General features: G+C 56.5%; 21 protein-coding genes and 1 tRNA gene. 10 read left to right on the forward strand and 12 right to left on the reverse strand.

The genetic code is table 11. The features are described from left to right. Positions 1-62: 62 nt before the first annotated feature. Positions 63-137: transfer RNA gene (locus MWU39_RS12460), tRNA-Gly, on the reverse strand. Positions 138-372: 235 nt separating this feature from the next. On the opposite strand from MWU39_RS12460, the gene MWU39_RS12465 reads away from it, so the two are divergent. The 4 genes from MWU39_RS12465 to MWU39_RS12480 all read left to right on the forward strand — a co-directional run bounded on the left by MWU39_RS12465 (position 373) and on the right by MWU39_RS12480 (position 3,069). After that, the gene (locus tag MWU39_RS12465) at positions 373-1,311 is read left to right on the forward strand and encodes a tetratricopeptide repeat protein (protein ID WP_247161082.1); all 939 of its coding nucleotides are present in this window, start codon (positions 373-375) and stop codon (positions 1,309-1,311) included. Then, positions 1,263-1,928: an LON peptidase substrate-binding domain-containing protein gene (locus tag MWU39_RS12470; RefSeq protein ID WP_247160464.1), complete on the forward strand. Its 666-nt coding sequence runs from the start codon at positions 1,263-1,265 to the stop codon at positions 1,926-1,928. Before MWU39_RS12465 ends, MWU39_RS12470 begins: the two co-directional genes overlap by 49 nt. A gap of 74 nt (positions 1,929-2,002) precedes the next feature. Then, entirely contained in the window at positions 2,003-2,647 is a 645-nt protein-coding gene (locus tag MWU39_RS12475) for a TetR/AcrR family transcriptional regulator (protein ID WP_247160465.1), read from the forward strand. Beyond that, complete coding sequence (locus MWU39_RS12480) at positions 2,644-3,069, forward strand: MAPEG family protein (protein ID WP_247160466.1); 426 nt, start codon at positions 2,644-2,646, stop codon at positions 3,067-3,069. Before MWU39_RS12475 ends, MWU39_RS12480 begins: the two co-directional genes overlap by 4 nt. A gap of 9 nt (positions 3,070-3,078) precedes the next feature. Here the strand turns inward: MWU39_RS12480 and MWU39_RS12485 are convergent, their stop codons facing one another. The 6 genes from MWU39_RS12485 to argB form a co-directional block, all read right to left on the reverse strand. Beyond that, complete coding sequence (locus MWU39_RS12485) at positions 3,079-3,705, reverse strand: MarC family protein (RefSeq protein WP_247160467.1); 627 nt, start codon at positions 3,703-3,705, stop codon at positions 3,079-3,081. 55 nt (positions 3,706-3,760) lie between these two features. Continuing rightward, on the reverse strand, positions 3,761-4,522 hold the full coding sequence (locus MWU39_RS12490; protein WP_247160468.1) for a hypothetical protein: 762 nt from the start codon (positions 4,520-4,522) through the stop codon (positions 3,761-3,763). A 45-nt stretch (positions 4,523-4,567) separates the two neighbouring features. Then, the gene (locus MWU39_RS12495; protein ID WP_247160469.1) at positions 4,568-5,218 is read right to left on the reverse strand and encodes a hypothetical protein; all 651 of its coding nucleotides are present in this window, start codon (positions 5,216-5,218) and stop codon (positions 4,568-4,570) included. After that, positions 5,215-6,108, reverse strand: coding sequence for a bifunctional methylenetetrahydrofolate dehydrogenase/methenyltetrahydrofolate cyclohydrolase FolD (folD, locus tag MWU39_RS12500; RefSeq protein ID WP_247160470.1), 894 nt, complete (start codon positions 6,106-6,108; stop codon positions 5,215-5,217). The genes MWU39_RS12495 and folD overlap by 4 nt, the downstream gene beginning before the upstream one ends. 30 nt (positions 6,109-6,138) lie before the next feature. Continuing rightward, entirely contained in the window at positions 6,139-6,411 is a 273-nt protein-coding gene (locus MWU39_RS12505) for a YggT family protein (protein ID WP_247160471.1), read from the reverse strand. A 129-nt stretch (positions 6,412-6,540) separates the two neighbouring features. Continuing rightward, a complete protein-coding gene (argB, locus tag MWU39_RS12510) occupies positions 6,541-7,428 on the reverse strand; it encodes an acetylglutamate kinase (RefSeq protein WP_247161083.1) in 888 nt (295 codons plus the stop codon). 239 nt (positions 7,429-7,667) lie between these two features. Here argB and MWU39_RS12515 point away from each other — a divergent pair, with 239 nt between their 5' ends. From MWU39_RS12515 to MWU39_RS12530, 4 genes are all read left to right on the forward strand, one after another. Further along, on the forward strand, positions 7,668-8,009 hold the full coding sequence (locus MWU39_RS12515) for a DUF2282 domain-containing protein (RefSeq protein ID WP_247160472.1): 342 nt from the start codon (positions 7,668-7,670) through the stop codon (positions 8,007-8,009). 493 nt (positions 8,010-8,502) lie between these two features. Then, positions 8,503-8,973, forward strand: coding sequence for a hypothetical protein (locus MWU39_RS12520; RefSeq protein WP_247160473.1), 471 nt, complete (start codon positions 8,503-8,505; stop codon positions 8,971-8,973). A 74-nt stretch (positions 8,974-9,047) separates the two neighbouring features. Further along, a complete protein-coding gene (locus tag MWU39_RS12525) occupies positions 9,048-9,401 on the forward strand; it encodes a hypothetical protein (RefSeq protein ID WP_247160474.1) in 354 nt (117 codons plus the stop codon). 5 nt (positions 9,402-9,406) lie between these two features. Next, positions 9,407-10,066, forward strand: a complete 660-nt coding sequence (locus MWU39_RS12530; protein ID WP_247160475.1) for a hypothetical protein — start codon at positions 9,407-9,409, stop codon at positions 10,064-10,066. An 18-nt stretch (positions 10,067-10,084) separates the two neighbouring features. Here the strand turns inward: MWU39_RS12530 and MWU39_RS12535 are convergent, their stop codons facing one another. Continuing rightward, complete coding sequence (locus MWU39_RS12535; protein WP_247160476.1) at positions 10,085-10,291, reverse strand: hypothetical protein; 207 nt, start codon at positions 10,289-10,291, stop codon at positions 10,085-10,087. Between the two features lie 250 nt (positions 10,292-10,541). On the opposite strand from MWU39_RS12535, the gene MWU39_RS12540 reads away from it, so the two are divergent. Continuing rightward, positions 10,542-10,991 (forward strand): hypothetical protein, encoded by a 450-nt coding sequence (locus MWU39_RS12540; protein WP_247160477.1) that lies wholly within the window; start codon positions 10,542-10,544, stop codon positions 10,989-10,991. A gap of 190 nt (positions 10,992-11,181) precedes the next feature. On the opposite strand, the gene MWU39_RS12545 is transcribed toward MWU39_RS12540, so the two are convergent. After that, a complete protein-coding gene (locus MWU39_RS12545; RefSeq protein ID WP_247160478.1) occupies positions 11,182-11,739 on the reverse strand; it encodes a DUF4440 domain-containing protein in 558 nt (185 codons plus the stop codon). Positions 11,740-11,885: 146 nt separating this feature from the next. Between MWU39_RS12545 and MWU39_RS12550 the strand changes: the two genes are divergently transcribed. Beyond that, positions 11,886-12,356, forward strand: coding sequence for a hypothetical protein (locus MWU39_RS12550; protein WP_247160479.1), 471 nt, complete (start codon positions 11,886-11,888; stop codon positions 12,354-12,356). Between the two features lie 7 nt (positions 12,357-12,363). On the opposite strand, the gene MWU39_RS12555 is transcribed toward MWU39_RS12550, so the two are convergent. The 3 genes from MWU39_RS12555 to MWU39_RS12565 form a co-directional block, all read right to left on the reverse strand. Next, positions 12,364-12,621 (reverse strand): DUF465 domain-containing protein, encoded by a 258-nt coding sequence (locus MWU39_RS12555; RefSeq protein WP_247160480.1) that lies wholly within the window; start codon positions 12,619-12,621, stop codon positions 12,364-12,366. A gap of 127 nt (positions 12,622-12,748) precedes the next feature. After that, entirely contained in the window at positions 12,749-13,723 is a 975-nt protein-coding gene (locus tag MWU39_RS12560) for a PIN domain-containing protein (RefSeq protein ID WP_247160481.1), read from the reverse strand. A 251-nt stretch (positions 13,724-13,974) separates the two neighbouring features. Next, the gene (locus tag MWU39_RS12565; RefSeq protein WP_247160482.1) at positions 13,975-15,024 is read right to left on the reverse strand and encodes a ribonucleotide-diphosphate reductase subunit beta; all 1,050 of its coding nucleotides are present in this window, start codon (positions 15,022-15,024) and stop codon (positions 13,975-13,977) included. Positions 15,025-15,120 lie beyond the last annotated feature (96 nt).

Raw genomic sequence — 15,120 nt, forward strand, 5'->3', positions numbered from 1 at the left:
CGCAGAAGAGAGACGACCCCAAGCGGGGTAGCCTCTGACTGCTGCTTCGAATTTTGAAAAAATGGAGCGGGCGAGGCGATTCGAACGCCCGACCCCAACCTTGGCAAGGTTGTGCTCTACCCCTGAGCTACGCCCGCTCACTGGCGCCAAACAGAATCGGTGGAAACCACCCTCTCTGCTGGGGAGGCGGGCAATTAACAGCGGCCCGCGCTGCCTGCAAGCCTTAAATCGCGCAAAATTGCCTTGATCCTGCTCGCTTAGGCCTTCAGCAGTTTCGCAGGTACAATTCTGCGCTTCAAATCGGGCCGCGAAGCCCCACATGAGACGCATATCAAATTCGCACTCACATCAGGAGCACCTCCCTTGGCCAGCATGGGTCTGAACATCGAAGAACAAAAAGCCGTCGAACGTTTTCAGAAAAGCGTCGTCGAGCCGTCACAAACTAAACTGGTGATCCTCGATTTCTGGGCGGAATGGTGCGGGCCGTGCAAGGCGCTGGCGCCGATGCTGGAAAAGGTTGCTGCGGAATATGCCGATAAAGGCGTGATCCTGGCCAAGCTGGATGTCGATGAAGAAAAATTCATCGCCAGCCAGTTTCAGGTCCAGTCGATCCCGACGGTCTATGCCATGTTTCAAGGTCAACCTGTCGCCGACCTGACGAGTGCACGTAGCGAATCGCAGCTGAAACAGGTGCTCGATCAATTGCTGTCTCAACTGCCAATTCAGGCTGGCGCAGATGGTGATGCCGCGCCGCAAGGCCCGTCGGCCGAAGAGGTCGCACAGCATATCAAACTGGGCGAGGAGGCACTCGCCGCAGGCGATGCCGAAAAAGCCTTTGGCGTGTTTGCGCAGATCATTCAGTTCGACAATGAACATCCCGGTGCAATCGCCGGCATGATCCGTTCGCAGATCGCGATGGGCCAAGCGGACGAAGCCGAAAAAATGATGGAGGCCATCAAATCGAGCCCCGTCTACGAAAAAATCAAAGACGAACCGGCAATCGTCGCGGCCAATAGCGCGCTGGAACTGGCAGGAACGCAAGTCGATGATGGCGAACTGGCGAACCTGAAGAGCGCAGCCGATGCCGATGGAGCAAGCATGGACGCCAAGCTTGCCTATGCCGAAGCAGCCTTTGCTGCGACCCAACGTGATGCCGCTGCCGACACCTTGCTCACCATGGTTCAGGATGATCGTGAGTGGAATGAAGGGGCCGCGAAGGCCAAGCTTCTGCAGATTTTCGAAGCCGTTGGCCTCGAAGATGAATGGGTGGTCGCCACCCGCCGCCGTCTTTCCAAGATATTGTTCGGGTAAGCGGTTTGGCCCAGCGTCTTTCGATCTTTCCTTTGCCAGGTGCAGTGCTCTTTCCGGGCCTGCAGCTTCCGCTGCATATCTTTGAGCCGCGTTACAGGTCATTGGTGGGGGATGCGCTGGTGCGTGATCGACAGATTGCGATGATCCAACCGCAGCAGCCCATTGATGGCGCACCGCTGTTTTCGATTGGCACAATCGGGCGGATTGGCGAGATCGAGGCGATGGAGGACGGGCGGTACAACCTGATCCTTGAAGGCCAAAGCCGATTCAAATTGCTCCGGGAGATCGATGTCGTGACCGCTTTCCGGCAAGTCGAAGGTGAGCCGATCGATGACGATGAGGACGAAACGCTAAGCTATGCTCAGCGCGGCGGCTTCGAAAGCGAAGCACGCAAGTTTGCCGATCGCCAAGGTTATACGGTTGATTGGGATTCGGTCGAACGGCTTGATGACCATTCCTTGATCAACGGCGTGTCACAAATCGCGCCCTTCGACCCTGCCTCCAAGCAAGCTCTGTTAGAGGCGGAGAACCTCTCTGCGCGCTGTGAGCTGTTGGTGCAGCTGATGCAGTTCTTTGGCCGCAGCGATGGCGGTGAAGAGATCATGACACTGCAATAGCAGCCATGAGTTTGCGACATTTGATCGCATAAGAACGCTATCGGCCAGCCCCATATGTAACTAATCAGTTACATATGGATATCGCAGCACTTCCCACCAAAGGTGAACGCACCCGCGCGCATATTGTCGCAACTGCGGCAGGACTATTCTGGCGGCGAAACTTTCATGGAGTTTCTGTCGATCTGGTTGCCGAAGCCGCAAACGTGAACAAGGCCACGATCTACAGGTATTTTGCCGATAAAGGCGACCTTGCCCTCGCAGTCGTGCGTTACAATGGCGCGGTGACAATCGAAACGATCTTTGCCGGCAGTTTCGATACGTTCGCACAGCCGCAAGACCGCCTCGCAGCAATATACCGGTTTGCCTACGGCGCACATGCCAGCACGCATGAAGAAAGCGGCGATGTGTACGGCTGCCCTATTGTGGGTCTCGCGCTCGAACTTGGGCAGGATATGCCCGAAATCCGCCGGGAAGCGCAGCAGATCTTCGATCAGGTCGAAAACTATCTGACCATCATCGCTCGGGATGCGATTGCGGCTCGCGGGCTTGATCATCACGCCGAAACGCTTGGCAGAACGCTCACCCAGCTTTTGCATGGAGCCTTCGCATCCGCCCGTGTCGCTGCCGCGCCGGATCACATGCTGGACGCGGGCAACGCATCCCTAGCCCTAATCGGCTATCCGAACACTTCGATCCTTGAACGGGGAAATGCATCGTGACCAACCTACCCATATACTCTGCAGCGCTTGGCGCATTCTTGATCGTTCTTCAGGTGGTATTGATGCTCAGCGTCGGCCTGCACCGATCCAAAGGTCAGTTCCTTGGTGATGGCGGTGACCGTGATCTCGAACGGAAAGTCCGCCGACACGGCAACCTTGCAGAGAATTCAGGCTTGTTTCTCGTGGTGATTGCGCTGTTCGAAATTCTTGCGGGTCAGACAACCTTCGTACTGGTCTTGTGCATCGGCTTTGCCGCCGCACGTTCACTGCACGCGCTTGGCTTTGCATCACTTGCCGGTTCGCACGGCGATGATCTGACTGGTCTGCGCAAAGCATTTGCTGGCATGCGCGCCATGGGGGCAATGGGAACATTGCTTGTCGCAATAGGGTCGGCCTACGGGATCGTCAGCACAATCGCATAGGCTTAGTCGTCACCCCATAAAGCTGCCGCGCAGACCATCGATCACGTATTGCGCGGCAAGAGCCGATAACAGCACGCCGAGCAAACGGGTTATAACCGCCTCAACTTTGTCACCGAGCAAGCGGATAAGCGGCCCTGCTGCGACAAGGGCTGCAGCAGTGAGCACCAACACCAGTCCAAGCGCGAGAAACACCTCTGCTGTCTGTTCGAAACCGTCGGCTTCATTCATCAGAAGCATGATCGCCGCGATCGCGCCGGGACCAGCGAGCATGGGCATCGCCATTGGAAAAACCGAAACATCTTCGACTTCCGCGGCAGAGACTTTTTCGGCGCGTTCCTCGCGGCGCTGGGTGCGTTTTTCGAACACCATTTCAAACGCGATGAAGAATAACATCAGCCCGCCCGCAATGCGGAAACTGTCGAGCTGAATATGCAGCGCGCCAAGCAGGTCTTCGCCGAAGAAAGCGAAGATCGTGAGGATGACCGCGGCAATGGCTGTCGCGCGCAAAGCCATGTTGCGCGCCTGCGCGCCCGTCGCACCCTTAGTTAGACCTGCATAGATTGGCGCGCATCCGGGCGGGTCAATCACCACGAACAGGGTAATGAAGGCGGAGATAAAGAGCTCAGTAAAAACCATGCGGCGGCCTCTAGCAGAAAATTTCTGTCAGGATAGGCGCAGTCTGCCACGATCTCTATTCGGCAGGCGACGCGAACCCTTCATCAATCGCGGTAACCCATTCGCCGTTATAGTAATAGTCAGCAGCGATGTATTTCGTGCCGTCTGAGCCATGTTCCCAGCGCCAGCGCAAGGTGCCATCTCGCGAAAGTGTGGCGTCTCCAGGCACATCTTCAGAAAGGAGCAGTGGCGGCGGAGGAGGCACTGGGTCACCTCGCCGTGGGCATGTCGCAACAAGGCCTTGAACCGCGTCGATTGCCGTCACGACGATATCGCCATCTTCAAACTCGGCGCGCGGCGGCGGCTGCGGGTTGTCGCGGCCAGCCACATCATAAACCCATTTATAGCTGTTATCGCTTTGCCGCACCCATGTGGTCACATAGTTGCCTACAAAACCCTCTTGATCCTGAAACCGGCCAAGGCTGAGCGCGAGCGCTCCGTCGCAGCTCATCACGACTGTTCGCGGAGACCATTGGACGGCCTGCTCTGGGTTCTTGTTCTCACCAAAAACAGCGAGCGCACTTACAGGTCCATTGCGACCATGCAGACGCGCACCGCCAGCTGCATAATTGAGGCCAGCAGTGTATTGCCCATCTGTCTGCGCAGCACGAGCGTACGCAATCTCGGTCTTTACGATTGTACTGGGTTGAGCCGCGCCCGGTGCGCTTTGAAGTGCACGGGCTATCACCTTTTGCGAAGGGCCTCTTTGCGGAGTTCCGCAGGCAGTAACGGTCATTGCGAGAGCGCTGCTGAACAGGACAAGCGGTGCAGTCTTCATGGATTCTCCGATGCAATTGCCAGCGGCGATTGCAGCCTGCCCGATTTACTCAGCCTGACCAGCGGCAACTTTGTCTGCGATCACTGCCTTAAACCTTGAGCCATCCCAAATTTCGACTGTCAGAGTGCGGCCATCATCGACTGTGTAGGTCCAATTGTATCGCAGTGAGCCATCTGCCGACTGTCCAGCCTGACCTATCATGCCAGCGGGCTCGGGAATGTCCTTGCAAGAAGCCACCTGCGTCAGCGCGCGCTGCGGTGCCGGACGGGGGTTTTCGAGCGCGTCGCCATGCGAAACAATCCAGCGCCACTCGCCGCGTTGGTTTTCCGCCGCGTTCTCATACCGCCAGATGGTCGTGTAATAGCCGGGATATTCGCCCCACTGGATCGCGCCAGTCACCGCGCCCAACGATCCATCACAGGATACTGCGACGAGATGGCCCTGCCACTGGCTTTGCGGAAACCGCTCCTGCTCGCCGAGCCATTTCAGCGCATCGACGGGACCAGGGGCGAAGATGACGGCTCCAGGCGCAGCGGTTTTGGTCAGCGCAGCGATAACGCCCTCGTCCTGAGCCAATCGGTTTTGGAGATTGTCCGCCGCGATCAGTGGCATTCCCGGACGGACAGACCAGCTGCCCGAAGGTGTCGTGCAGGCGGTGACCGTCGCGGCCAAAGCAATGACCGCCAACGCCCTCATAAGTCTGCTGGAGCCTCAAGCCCGGCATTGCGATGCGCCGCGACAAGAGTGTTTCGCAGCAAGACCGCAATCGTCATAGGACCTACACCGCCAGGCACCGGAGTAATTGCCCCGGCAACCTCGCTGGCTTCGTCAAACGCGACATCGCCGACCAACTTGCCTTTTTCCTTACCTGGTTCAGGTGGCAGGCGGTTGATGCCAACGTCGATCACAGTCGCACCGTCTTTCAGCCAGTCTTTGCCAATCATCTGAGGACGTCCCACAGCGGCCACGACAATGTCCGCCCGGCGCACCACAGAAGCGAGATCATTCGTCCGGCTGTGCGCGATTGTCACAGTTGCGTTCGCATCCAACAGCAATTGAGCCATCGGCTTGCCCACGATGTTGGATCGGCCAATCACAACCGCTTCCAATCCGGAAAGGTCACCCAAGCGGTCCGTCAAAAGCATCATGCAGCCGAGCGGGGTACATGGGACAAAACCCGTCTGGCCGACACTCAATCGGCCTGCGTTGATGACATGAAATCCGTCGACATCCTTATCCGGACTGATCGCGGCGATAATGCTTTGTTCGTCGAGGTGATCCGGTAACGGCAATTGCACCAGAATACCGTCTACGCTGTCGTCATTATTGAGCTGCTCAACAAGCGCCATCAGCGCTTCGGATGTGGTGTCAGACGGCAGGCGATGCTCGAAACTCGCCATATTGGCGGCCAGCGTCGCTTTGCCCTTCGCACCGACATAAACTTGGCTTGCTGCGTCTTCGCCCACCAACACGACGGCGAGACCTGCTTTACGTCCGACCGACTTTTCAAAACCGGCAGCATACGCACCCACACGTTCGCGCAGGCGCGCGGCAAAAGCTTTTCCGTCAATTCGTGTGGCGGTCATATCGGGAACAATGTCCTGTAGTTTTGTCAGTTAAACGCTGCGGAGAACCGCCATCAAAATATTCGCGCCGATTATCAAAACCAGCGGAGAGAAGTCTATCGCGCCAGTGTTCGGCATAATGTTTCGGATCGGCCGAAGGATCGGCTCAAGCAGCGAATTGATGGACTGATAGACCTGAGCCAGAAACTGGTTCGACTGGTTCACAACATTGAACGCAAACAGCAGTCCGATAACAAATTGAATGATGATCAGCATCACAAACGCATTGAGGATGATGCCGGTGACTTCGATTAGGAGGTCCATAGTGCTTTAAACTGCCTTTGCTGCGCGCGCGGCCCGAACCATGCGCGGGTTTTGTCCCGTTTCAGCCGTGTTACCGTAGTAATACGCCTTGCGCCACCTTTTTCACTTAGCACCGATATAGGGGCGAGTTCAGGCGCGGACCAGTGTGCCAGCACCGCGAGCTGTGAAGAATTCGAGCAGCATCGCATGCGGGATGCGGCCATCCAGAACCACAGCGGCTTCGCAGCCTGCTTCAACCGCGGATACGCACGTTTCCAGTTTGGGCACCATGCCGCCTTTGATCACGCCATCTTCGCGCAATTTTGCAATGTCTTGCGGGGACAGATCAGGCAGCAATTCGCCATCGGCATCCAACACGCCTGCAACATCTGTCAGCAGAAACAGCCGCGCCGCGCCCAGCGCCGCTGCAACTGCGCCGGCCATGGTATCGGCGTTGATATTATACGTTGCGCCGTCTTCGCCGCCCGCAATCGGAGCAATCACGGGGATCATGCCTGCGGCAACGGCGGTATCAATCACACTCGTATCGACGTGAGCCGGCTCGCCAACAAACCCAAGATCGACAACGCTTTCGATCAGGCTTTCCGGATCGCGCGTTGTCCGCTCGACTTTGCGCGCAGTGACCAGCCCGCCATCCTTGCCCGATAGGCCCAACGCCTTGCCGCCAGCATTCGACAGCCAGCCGACCAGTTCTTTGTTGATTGCGCCGGACAGGACCATCTCTGCGATCTTCGCGGTCGCCTCGTCGGTTACACGCAGGCCATCAACAAAGGTGCTTTCAACGCCCAAGCGCGACAACATATCACCTATCTGCGGGCCGCCTCCATGGACGACAACCGGGTTGATACCGACCGCCTTCAACAGGACGATATCTTCCGCAAAATCGCGTGCAGCCTGCTTATTCCCCATTGCATGCCCGCCATACTTCACAACGAATGTACGGCCCGCATAACGCTGAAAATAGGGCAGCGCTTCGATCAGAACTTCGACTTTGGACAGGCCAGAGGCATCCGCCATTTTATCAGCAATATCGGTCATCGCGCCTGTCCTTTTCGCCTAGGTGCGGTGGTAAAACAGTTAGGTTGCGGCGCTTAGCCGCTTTGGACAATCACTGCAAAGCGGCACCTCCATTCGGCGCTTTGCCTGCACGGCTGACGAATTTATCGCTTGGCACTGTAACCAAAAGATGGTTCCTTACGAATTCTTGGGGAATGGCGAGCGTAAACCGCCACAAGGGTTTAATCAGGAGAAATACAATGAACACCACACGTCTCAAAGGCACAATCGCACTCGCAGCCGCTGCAGGCCTTGCCGCAGCATGTTCCGGCGGCGCTGATGCACCGGCAGAAGCAGACGCAGCCGCAACCGATGGCGATGTGCAAGAGATCGCTGCCGCTGACGGAGCTGGCGAAAAAGAAAAGTGCTATGGCATTTCCAAAGCTGGCGAGAATGATTGCGCCGCTGGCCCGGGTACAAGCTGCGCCGGCACCAGCGTAGTTGATTATCAAGGCAATGCATGGACCTATGTCGATGCAGGCACCTGCCTCGAAATTGAAACGCCGACTGGTAAAGGGTCGCTTGAGCCGATCGCAGCCTAAGGTTTCTAAAATCAGGCATATTTGAAATGTGCCGAGAATGGGCCGTGCGGAGCAATCCGTGCGGCCCTTTTCTTTGCTTCAAACTGCGGACGAATTTTTACAATATGAAGAGGTGACTACGTGTTAGTACGATAGCCGAGGCGCGGCGCAAGCACCCAGCAGCCCGGAAGAGACTGCATGCTCGCACGAACGAAGTGGAGATCAGGACTATGAGTACGGAGCCACCCGAGCAGTCTGGTAATCGAGACAAAGATCGTCGGGGGAACGACCGCCGGAAACAGCAATTGCCGTTCGACGGTGAAGATCGCCGCAAGGGTGACCGGCGAAGTGGCTTTGATAGACGAAAAGAGGCGCGCGACTGATCGCACCAACTTGGCATCACCGGGCAGCCTGTTAAACTGGCAATTCGATGTTCAAGCGCCCCTCTCGCAAACCGAAATTTCGCAAAGCCCGCCGATCTGTAGGCATTGCGAGCTGGTGGACAATTTGGCGCGTGCCGATCCTCCTCGCAATTGTCAGCGCAGGCTGGTGGTTCATCTATCGCCCCTATGTCGAAGAACAGGGCTGGCAGCGTGTGTCGTACCGCTTCGCGCAATGCGGCCAGCCATGGTCAGACGCACAGGGCTGCGTCGTCGACGGCGATACAGTGATCATCGGTAGCGGGCCGAACCGGCGGCGTATTCGCATAACTGGATATGACGCGCCGGAATTGGAGGGCGCTTGTCCAGCAGAGATCCGGCGCGCAATCAAAGCCAAGGATGCGCTGCACGCCTGGCTGGCGCTTGGCCCCTTCGAATGGAGCGGCGAAGACGATCCCCCACGCGATCAATATGGCCGCGAGCTTCGCGAAATCAGCCGCCCAGTGAGAGATGGTGAACGCGAATACCTAGCCCAACACATGCTGAGCCGCAGCCTGGCCTCAGAGAGCGGATGGGGCGCAACGCAAACCGATTGGTGCAAATAGGCGCGGCAATTTACCGACGGGGGTTGCTCTCGCGCGGCTCTCGCATACACTAACCATTGGATAGGGGATCGAATATGAGCGAACAGAGCACCAACAACGGCTTCGACTTTAACCAGCCGACCATCATCAGCCTGCTTTATCTGGGCAGCTTCATTACCGGAGTTTCCGGTCTCGTCGGCATCGTTCTGGCGCATGTCTGGCAGAGCGATAACGAAGAAGCTTGGGCCGCATCGCATTTCACCTATTTGATCCGCACATTCTGGGTCGGCTTTGTCGCAAGCATTATTGCGTTTTTCCTCACATTCATCCTGATCGGAATCCTGCTGTTTCCAGTGATCGCAATCTGGGTCGGCGTGCGCAGCGTGATGAGCCTTGTGAAAGCACAAAAGCGCGAGCCTATGCCCGACCCCGAAACGATGCTCTTTTGAGCCGCATGGGAAAGACTGAACTGACAGCGTCTGCTCTAGCAGCGGCCATCGCTCTGGCTGGGTGCTCTGCGCCGGACACGGCAACGCCTGATGATGGCGCGGCAGCCACCCCCCAGGATGAATTCTGGACTGCGTTATCCAGCCATTGCGGGAACGCTTTTGCAGGCAAGCTAGTCAGCGAGGATGCGGCCGATGCTGATTTCGCCGAAGCGGAAATGGTTATGCATGTCCGTGAATGTTCCGATGATCGGATCGCCATACCGTTCCATGTCGCGGCGGATGGCGAATGGGATCGGTCGCGCACTTGGCTTATCACCCGAACCGAAACGGGCCTCCGCCTCAAGCATGATCACCGCCATGAGGACGGGACGAAAGATGCCGTGACAATGTATGGCGGCGACACGGATGATGCGGGTTCTGCAACCTCTCAGGATTTCCCCGTGGATGCGGAGAGCACTGCCCTATTCGAGCGCGAAGGGCTTGCTGCCTCGGTCACGAATGTCTGGACCGTCGCGGTTGACGATGCCGATGTCGAAAACGGCGTGTTTGCCTATCAACTCAAACGAACTGTCGATGCTGGCGCGCCGGAGGACCGATTCTTCAGAGTGGAATTTGACCTCTCCGAAACCGTGGATGCTCCCCTACCCGCATGGGGCTGGGAATAGAGTCGCGCGTTAGCTCGGTTAGCCTTTAAGCGAAACGCGAACATGCGCTCCATTTTCGTTGGCAGCAGCAGCATCGCTATCAACTTTTTCGACTGATGCTTGAGGCGAAGGCGCTTCGGCCTGAAGCGCTTCTGTCGCGGGAGGGCCGCCGAGGACGAAGAAGATCACCAGCAATCCGCCCACCATTCCCAATGTGAGTCCGGCGAGGCCCTGTACGAATTTCATGCGATACCCTTCGTGTGAATTAACTGAACCCGGTAATGAGACGCCGAGGTGAAGAAAACCTTAGGAAAATGCCGAAAAATGGCGATTTTACGCGGCTTTACCGGCCCTGCCTTTGCCTCATCTGCGCAATCCAAGGCTTTCTGCGGGTGCCGATGGTGACGATCGGGTTAACGCGAATTCCCGCCAAACCTTTGCCTTACCCCGGACCATACCCTAGCCTGCTGGAAACGGCGGATTAGGGGACAGTTCAATGGACGAAAAAGCGCATGACAAGCAGACTGGCAAGCCCCAGACGGGTCTGAATCTGTCGCGGCCTATCATCGTCGGCATTCTGTTTTTGGGCAGTATTCTCGTTCCATTCTCGGGTATGATCGGCGTCGTGCTGGCGCATATCTGGCGCGGTGACAGCGATACGCAGGAGTGGGAGCGGTCGCACTTCACCTATTTGATCCGCACCTTTTGGGTCAGCTTTGTCCTGTTCATTGCGGCGTTTGTCGTATGGTTCGGCAGTTTCTTTGCGATGATCCCGCACAATGCCGGATCCGGCGGAGAGCCTTCCTTTGCTTTCTTTGCGATCTTCTTCGGCATGTTCCTTGTGTTTCTGGCGCTGATGGCATGGGGCTGCGTCCGCACAATTCTGTCGATCGTGCGCGCCGGCAAATCCGAACCCATGCCCAACCCGCAAAGCTGGCTGTTCTGAGCCCCGCGCCAAACCTGTAGGGAACACATGACAGATTCGCGAAGTGTCATGCATGCCCTACAGGGTGTTTCCGTTTGATTTGAGCGCCCTAACCATGTTGGACACAGTTGACACTTTGCCAACACTTGCGGGGCATTCGGCGCGCGGTGGCATTCCTTCCCGCTACCACGCAGCCCCTTTGTAGGAAAATTCAGCCCTCTTTTGGCGGGTATGCGGTCGCTTCGCCGTGATCGATGCTGAGGCTTTGTTGCAGGCGGAAACGCCCCTCTTCCGCCATCCATTTCCACGTATGGATATAGCGCGCGCCGCCCACCTGCACCCATGTCGGGCCGCCGGGATCATCCGCGCCGTAAGTGCCCGCCGGCCGCTGACGCAGTTCGTGGAATGTGTGCATCCCGCGCTCGAGCACGCCCCACTTGCCGAGCGGCGTGACCTGACGGCTTGCGGGCACGGAAAGGCGGCGGTTCTTGTACCCTTCGCTCTTCCCGCCCGGTTCGCGGTCGGCGCATTGCTCGGTAAGAATGCCGATAAAGGCGGCGCGATCCGGCGCGACCTCCCCGCCCAGATCATGCAGCATACGGAAATCTTCGGTCAGCAGCGGCTCAAGCTTGTCAGGGGCGCAGCCTTCGAATGCGGCCCAGAACAACGCGCTGTCATTGGCGATCACCCGAGCGCGCGCTTCCTCAATCGGAGGGATCGGCGCTGCGGTGGAAGCCTGCGTTAAGGCAAGTGCGATGGCGGAAAGCATGGATTATCCCCTTAGGTGTATTGCCATAATAATACACATAGGTTCGCCGCTATCAAGAGATAGTGCAGCGGATGCACTTTCGGCGGCGTTTCAGGAAGAGTAGTGCTTTTGCCGTTCGGCGGGGACCAGATCGAGGAGATCGACCGATGAGCCCAGTGACACCAAAGAAAGTTGAGCAAATTGACGTGCCCGCGGGCAGCCTGATCGCCAGGTTCGGCGTGGAGAGCGACTACCGCGATTGCTTTGCCCGCGAAGTGAGCGGCGCAGTGTCCTTGAGCGAATTTATCGAGCGGTTTTATTGCAGCGCAGCCTTCCGGCCAGAGCGGCTGGCGCTAGGCCTGATCGGGCGCGGCGCGAGCAATGCAGACGCGATGCGGCTCGCAAGCGGCGAGGCAAAGAGCTTCGCTGCGTGGAATGTCGTCGAGCGTTCTTCAAGCGAGATCCTGCTGCGCGATTTTTCTGGCGCGACGGCAAGCTGGCTTTCGGTCCAGCCGACGGGCGAAGGCAGCACGCGCCTTTTCTTTGGCAGCTGGCTTGCAAAGCCGGACCGGCCGCTGATCAAAGCGACCATCCCGATCCATGTCTGGTATTCGAAAGTCTTGCTCGCCGGAGCGTAAGGCGCGCTTAGGCCGCGGCGGCGCGTTCTCGGGTCACGATGGCGGTGATTTCGTCGAGCAGCGCAAGGCGGGTGCGCTTGAGCTCTTCGGTGCGCTCGTCACTGGCAGCCTCGGTCTGAGCCTCGATCCGGTGCACCTGACGATTGATCGCATGATACTCGTCGGCGAGCTTCGCATAATGCGCATTGTCACGCTTAAGCCGCGTCAACAGATCGCGATCCCGCTTGAAAATTTCGGTGAGTTCGTTGGGTGTGTGGGCCGACATTGGGGGCTCTCCTTACCTAGTGTGTGAGGAGGGTATGGACGGCGGGGTGGTGCGTGTCTTTGATGTGGGTCAATTGAGGAGACTAGCCCAAATTTGAGGGCACAGTCATTGCCCTTACGGCGAAGTCCTAAAATGGAATACCAAGATAGTCGACAGCCTCATATAACTGCTTATCGAGCTCTCCTGACGTCTCGTACCCGAACTTGTCATATAACTTGAGAAAGAATTCCTTTACGTCCTCGTCTTCCGAAATCCAGTTTATCTGCTCATTCTCAATCATAGCTTGAAACAAGCGGACAGCATCTTCGAGAGTGAGATCATCGAAAATCCCCTGAAGCTTTTCGACATAGGTGTGAGTTGTCGAAAAGCTCCTAGTTTTGGCCAAGCGACTTACCCATTCAGTTCGGAATACATCGCTTGGCAATTTGATCTCTGGGAAGTGCTTCTTCGCGAATTCGCCAAGACTTCTATATATGAACAAATCCGCACTCTTCTCGTCATGCCACTCATTCACCAGAGCCCTGTCTGGCAGATCTTTGTCGAGCTTCGAGAAGAAGTCTCCGTCCTGAGTGATGATGTGTAAGTCAGAATTTGTTGCGGCTTGATCTAAAAGCATTTCCCAATTTAGTTGGTCGCCTAGGCTATCACGCTTTCCAGGTGGATCGCCAAAGTCGCGTCGATCACGTGCTGCCATGAAATCGTGATCATCAGCAACAAGTAACTCCGAAACAAGCTCAAGCTGATTGACCAGATCATCTGCAGGTAAAGAGTTCGAATCAATGTAAGCGTCCAACTTTTCTCTCAAAGAGGACTTTGCCGCTGTAAGCGCTTTCGCGGCCTCATAGACGGCTACTGTCTCGTCAAAATTGGCAGCGAAACGGGGTATCTCAGGTGATGAGAAAGATTTCTCAAAGCGCCCCAGAGCACGGCTTACTTCAGCATCGCGATTACGCGCGATCTCTCTTTTGACTTGATCAGTTAGAAAGAGCTTAATTTTCTTGGCTTCACAAAGAGCTCTGAACTTCTCTAGTTCGTCAAGGGCATCTGTAGAGTAGGCGAAAAATCGGAGATAAATGTTCGCATCAATAAACACCTGCAACATTGTCTTTAGGGCCCTAAATTATCTGCCATACGCCGCGCGGCGGTCCCTTTTTTATTCTCTTCTCTTTGACAAGTAAATCACTAGCCCAGCGGAGCTCATACTGCCAAGTGTAGAAATACTTACCAGACGCCCTAATTTTCGTTTCGTAGTTATCCCATACGAACTTGCAAACCTCGGCAATTGTTGCCTTACCTTTGCCTGCCCGAAGCGCCTGCAAGATTGGGTCTTTTAGGTCCTCACGGATCAAAGCCTCACTCCGCCGCTTCAACCTCGCCAAACATATCCGGACCTTCATCCGCCGCTTCTTCTTCGTTGGCGGCTTTGGCGTTCTGGCGGTTGTCGAAGCTGTTCCACACGGTGTTCCAGTCGCCGGTGGTGGCGCCTTTGGAATATTCGGTGGCGCGCGTTTCGAAGAAGTTGGCGTGCTCCACACCGTTCAGCAGCGGGGTCAGCCATGGCAGCGGGTGCTCTTCGATCAGATAGATCGGCTGCAGCTTCAACTGCTTCAAACGCCAATCGGCGATGTAGCGGATGTATTTCTTGATATCGGTCGGGGTCATCCCTTCGACCGGGCCCATTTCAAAGGCGAGGTCGATAAAGGCGTCTTCGAGGCGGACGGTTTTCTGGCAGATATCGATGATATCTTCCTTCACCGCCTTGGTCAGACAGTCCCGCTCTTCGCAGAAGGTGTGGAACATCTTGATGATGCCTTCGCAGTGGAGGCTTTCATCGCGGACCGACCAGCTGACGATCTGCCCCATGCCCTTCATCTTGTTGAAGCGCGGGAAGTTCATCAGCATGGCGAAGGATGCGAACAGCTGAAGCCCTTCGGTAAAGCCGCCGAACATGGCGAGCGTGCGGGCGATATCCTCATCCGTGTCGACGCTGAATTCGTGCATGTAATTGTGCTTGTCGGCCATTTCCTCATATTCGAGGAACGCGCTGTATTCGCTTTCCGGCATACCGATCGTGTCGAGCAGGTGCGAATAGGCCGCGATATGCACGGTTTCCATATTGGAAAACGCTGCCAGCATCATCTTGATCTCGGTCGGCTTGAACACGCGGCCATATTTGTCGTGGTAGCAATCCTGCACTTCGACATCGGCCTGCGTGAAGAAGCGGAAGATTTGCGTGAGCAGGTTGCGCTCATGCTCGGTGATGTTCTGCGCCCAATCGCGGCAGTCCTCACCCAAGGGCACTTCTTCGGGCATCCAGTGGATCTGTTGCTGACGTTTCCAGAAGTCGTAAGCCCACGGATATTCGAACGGCTTGTAGGTAGAGCGAGCTTCGAGCAACGACATGTTGTGCATCCTTGGTTTGTGTTCAGCTACCCATATAGGGAAACAGAGCAACGAATCGAAGGCAAGCAGGGATGATTCGGCGGGGATAAACCGTGT

Source organism: Erythrobacter sp. F6033 (assembly GCF_023016005.1).
In the GTDB taxonomy this organism is placed as follows: Bacteria; Pseudomonadota; Alphaproteobacteria; order Sphingomonadales; family Sphingomonadaceae; genus Erythrobacter.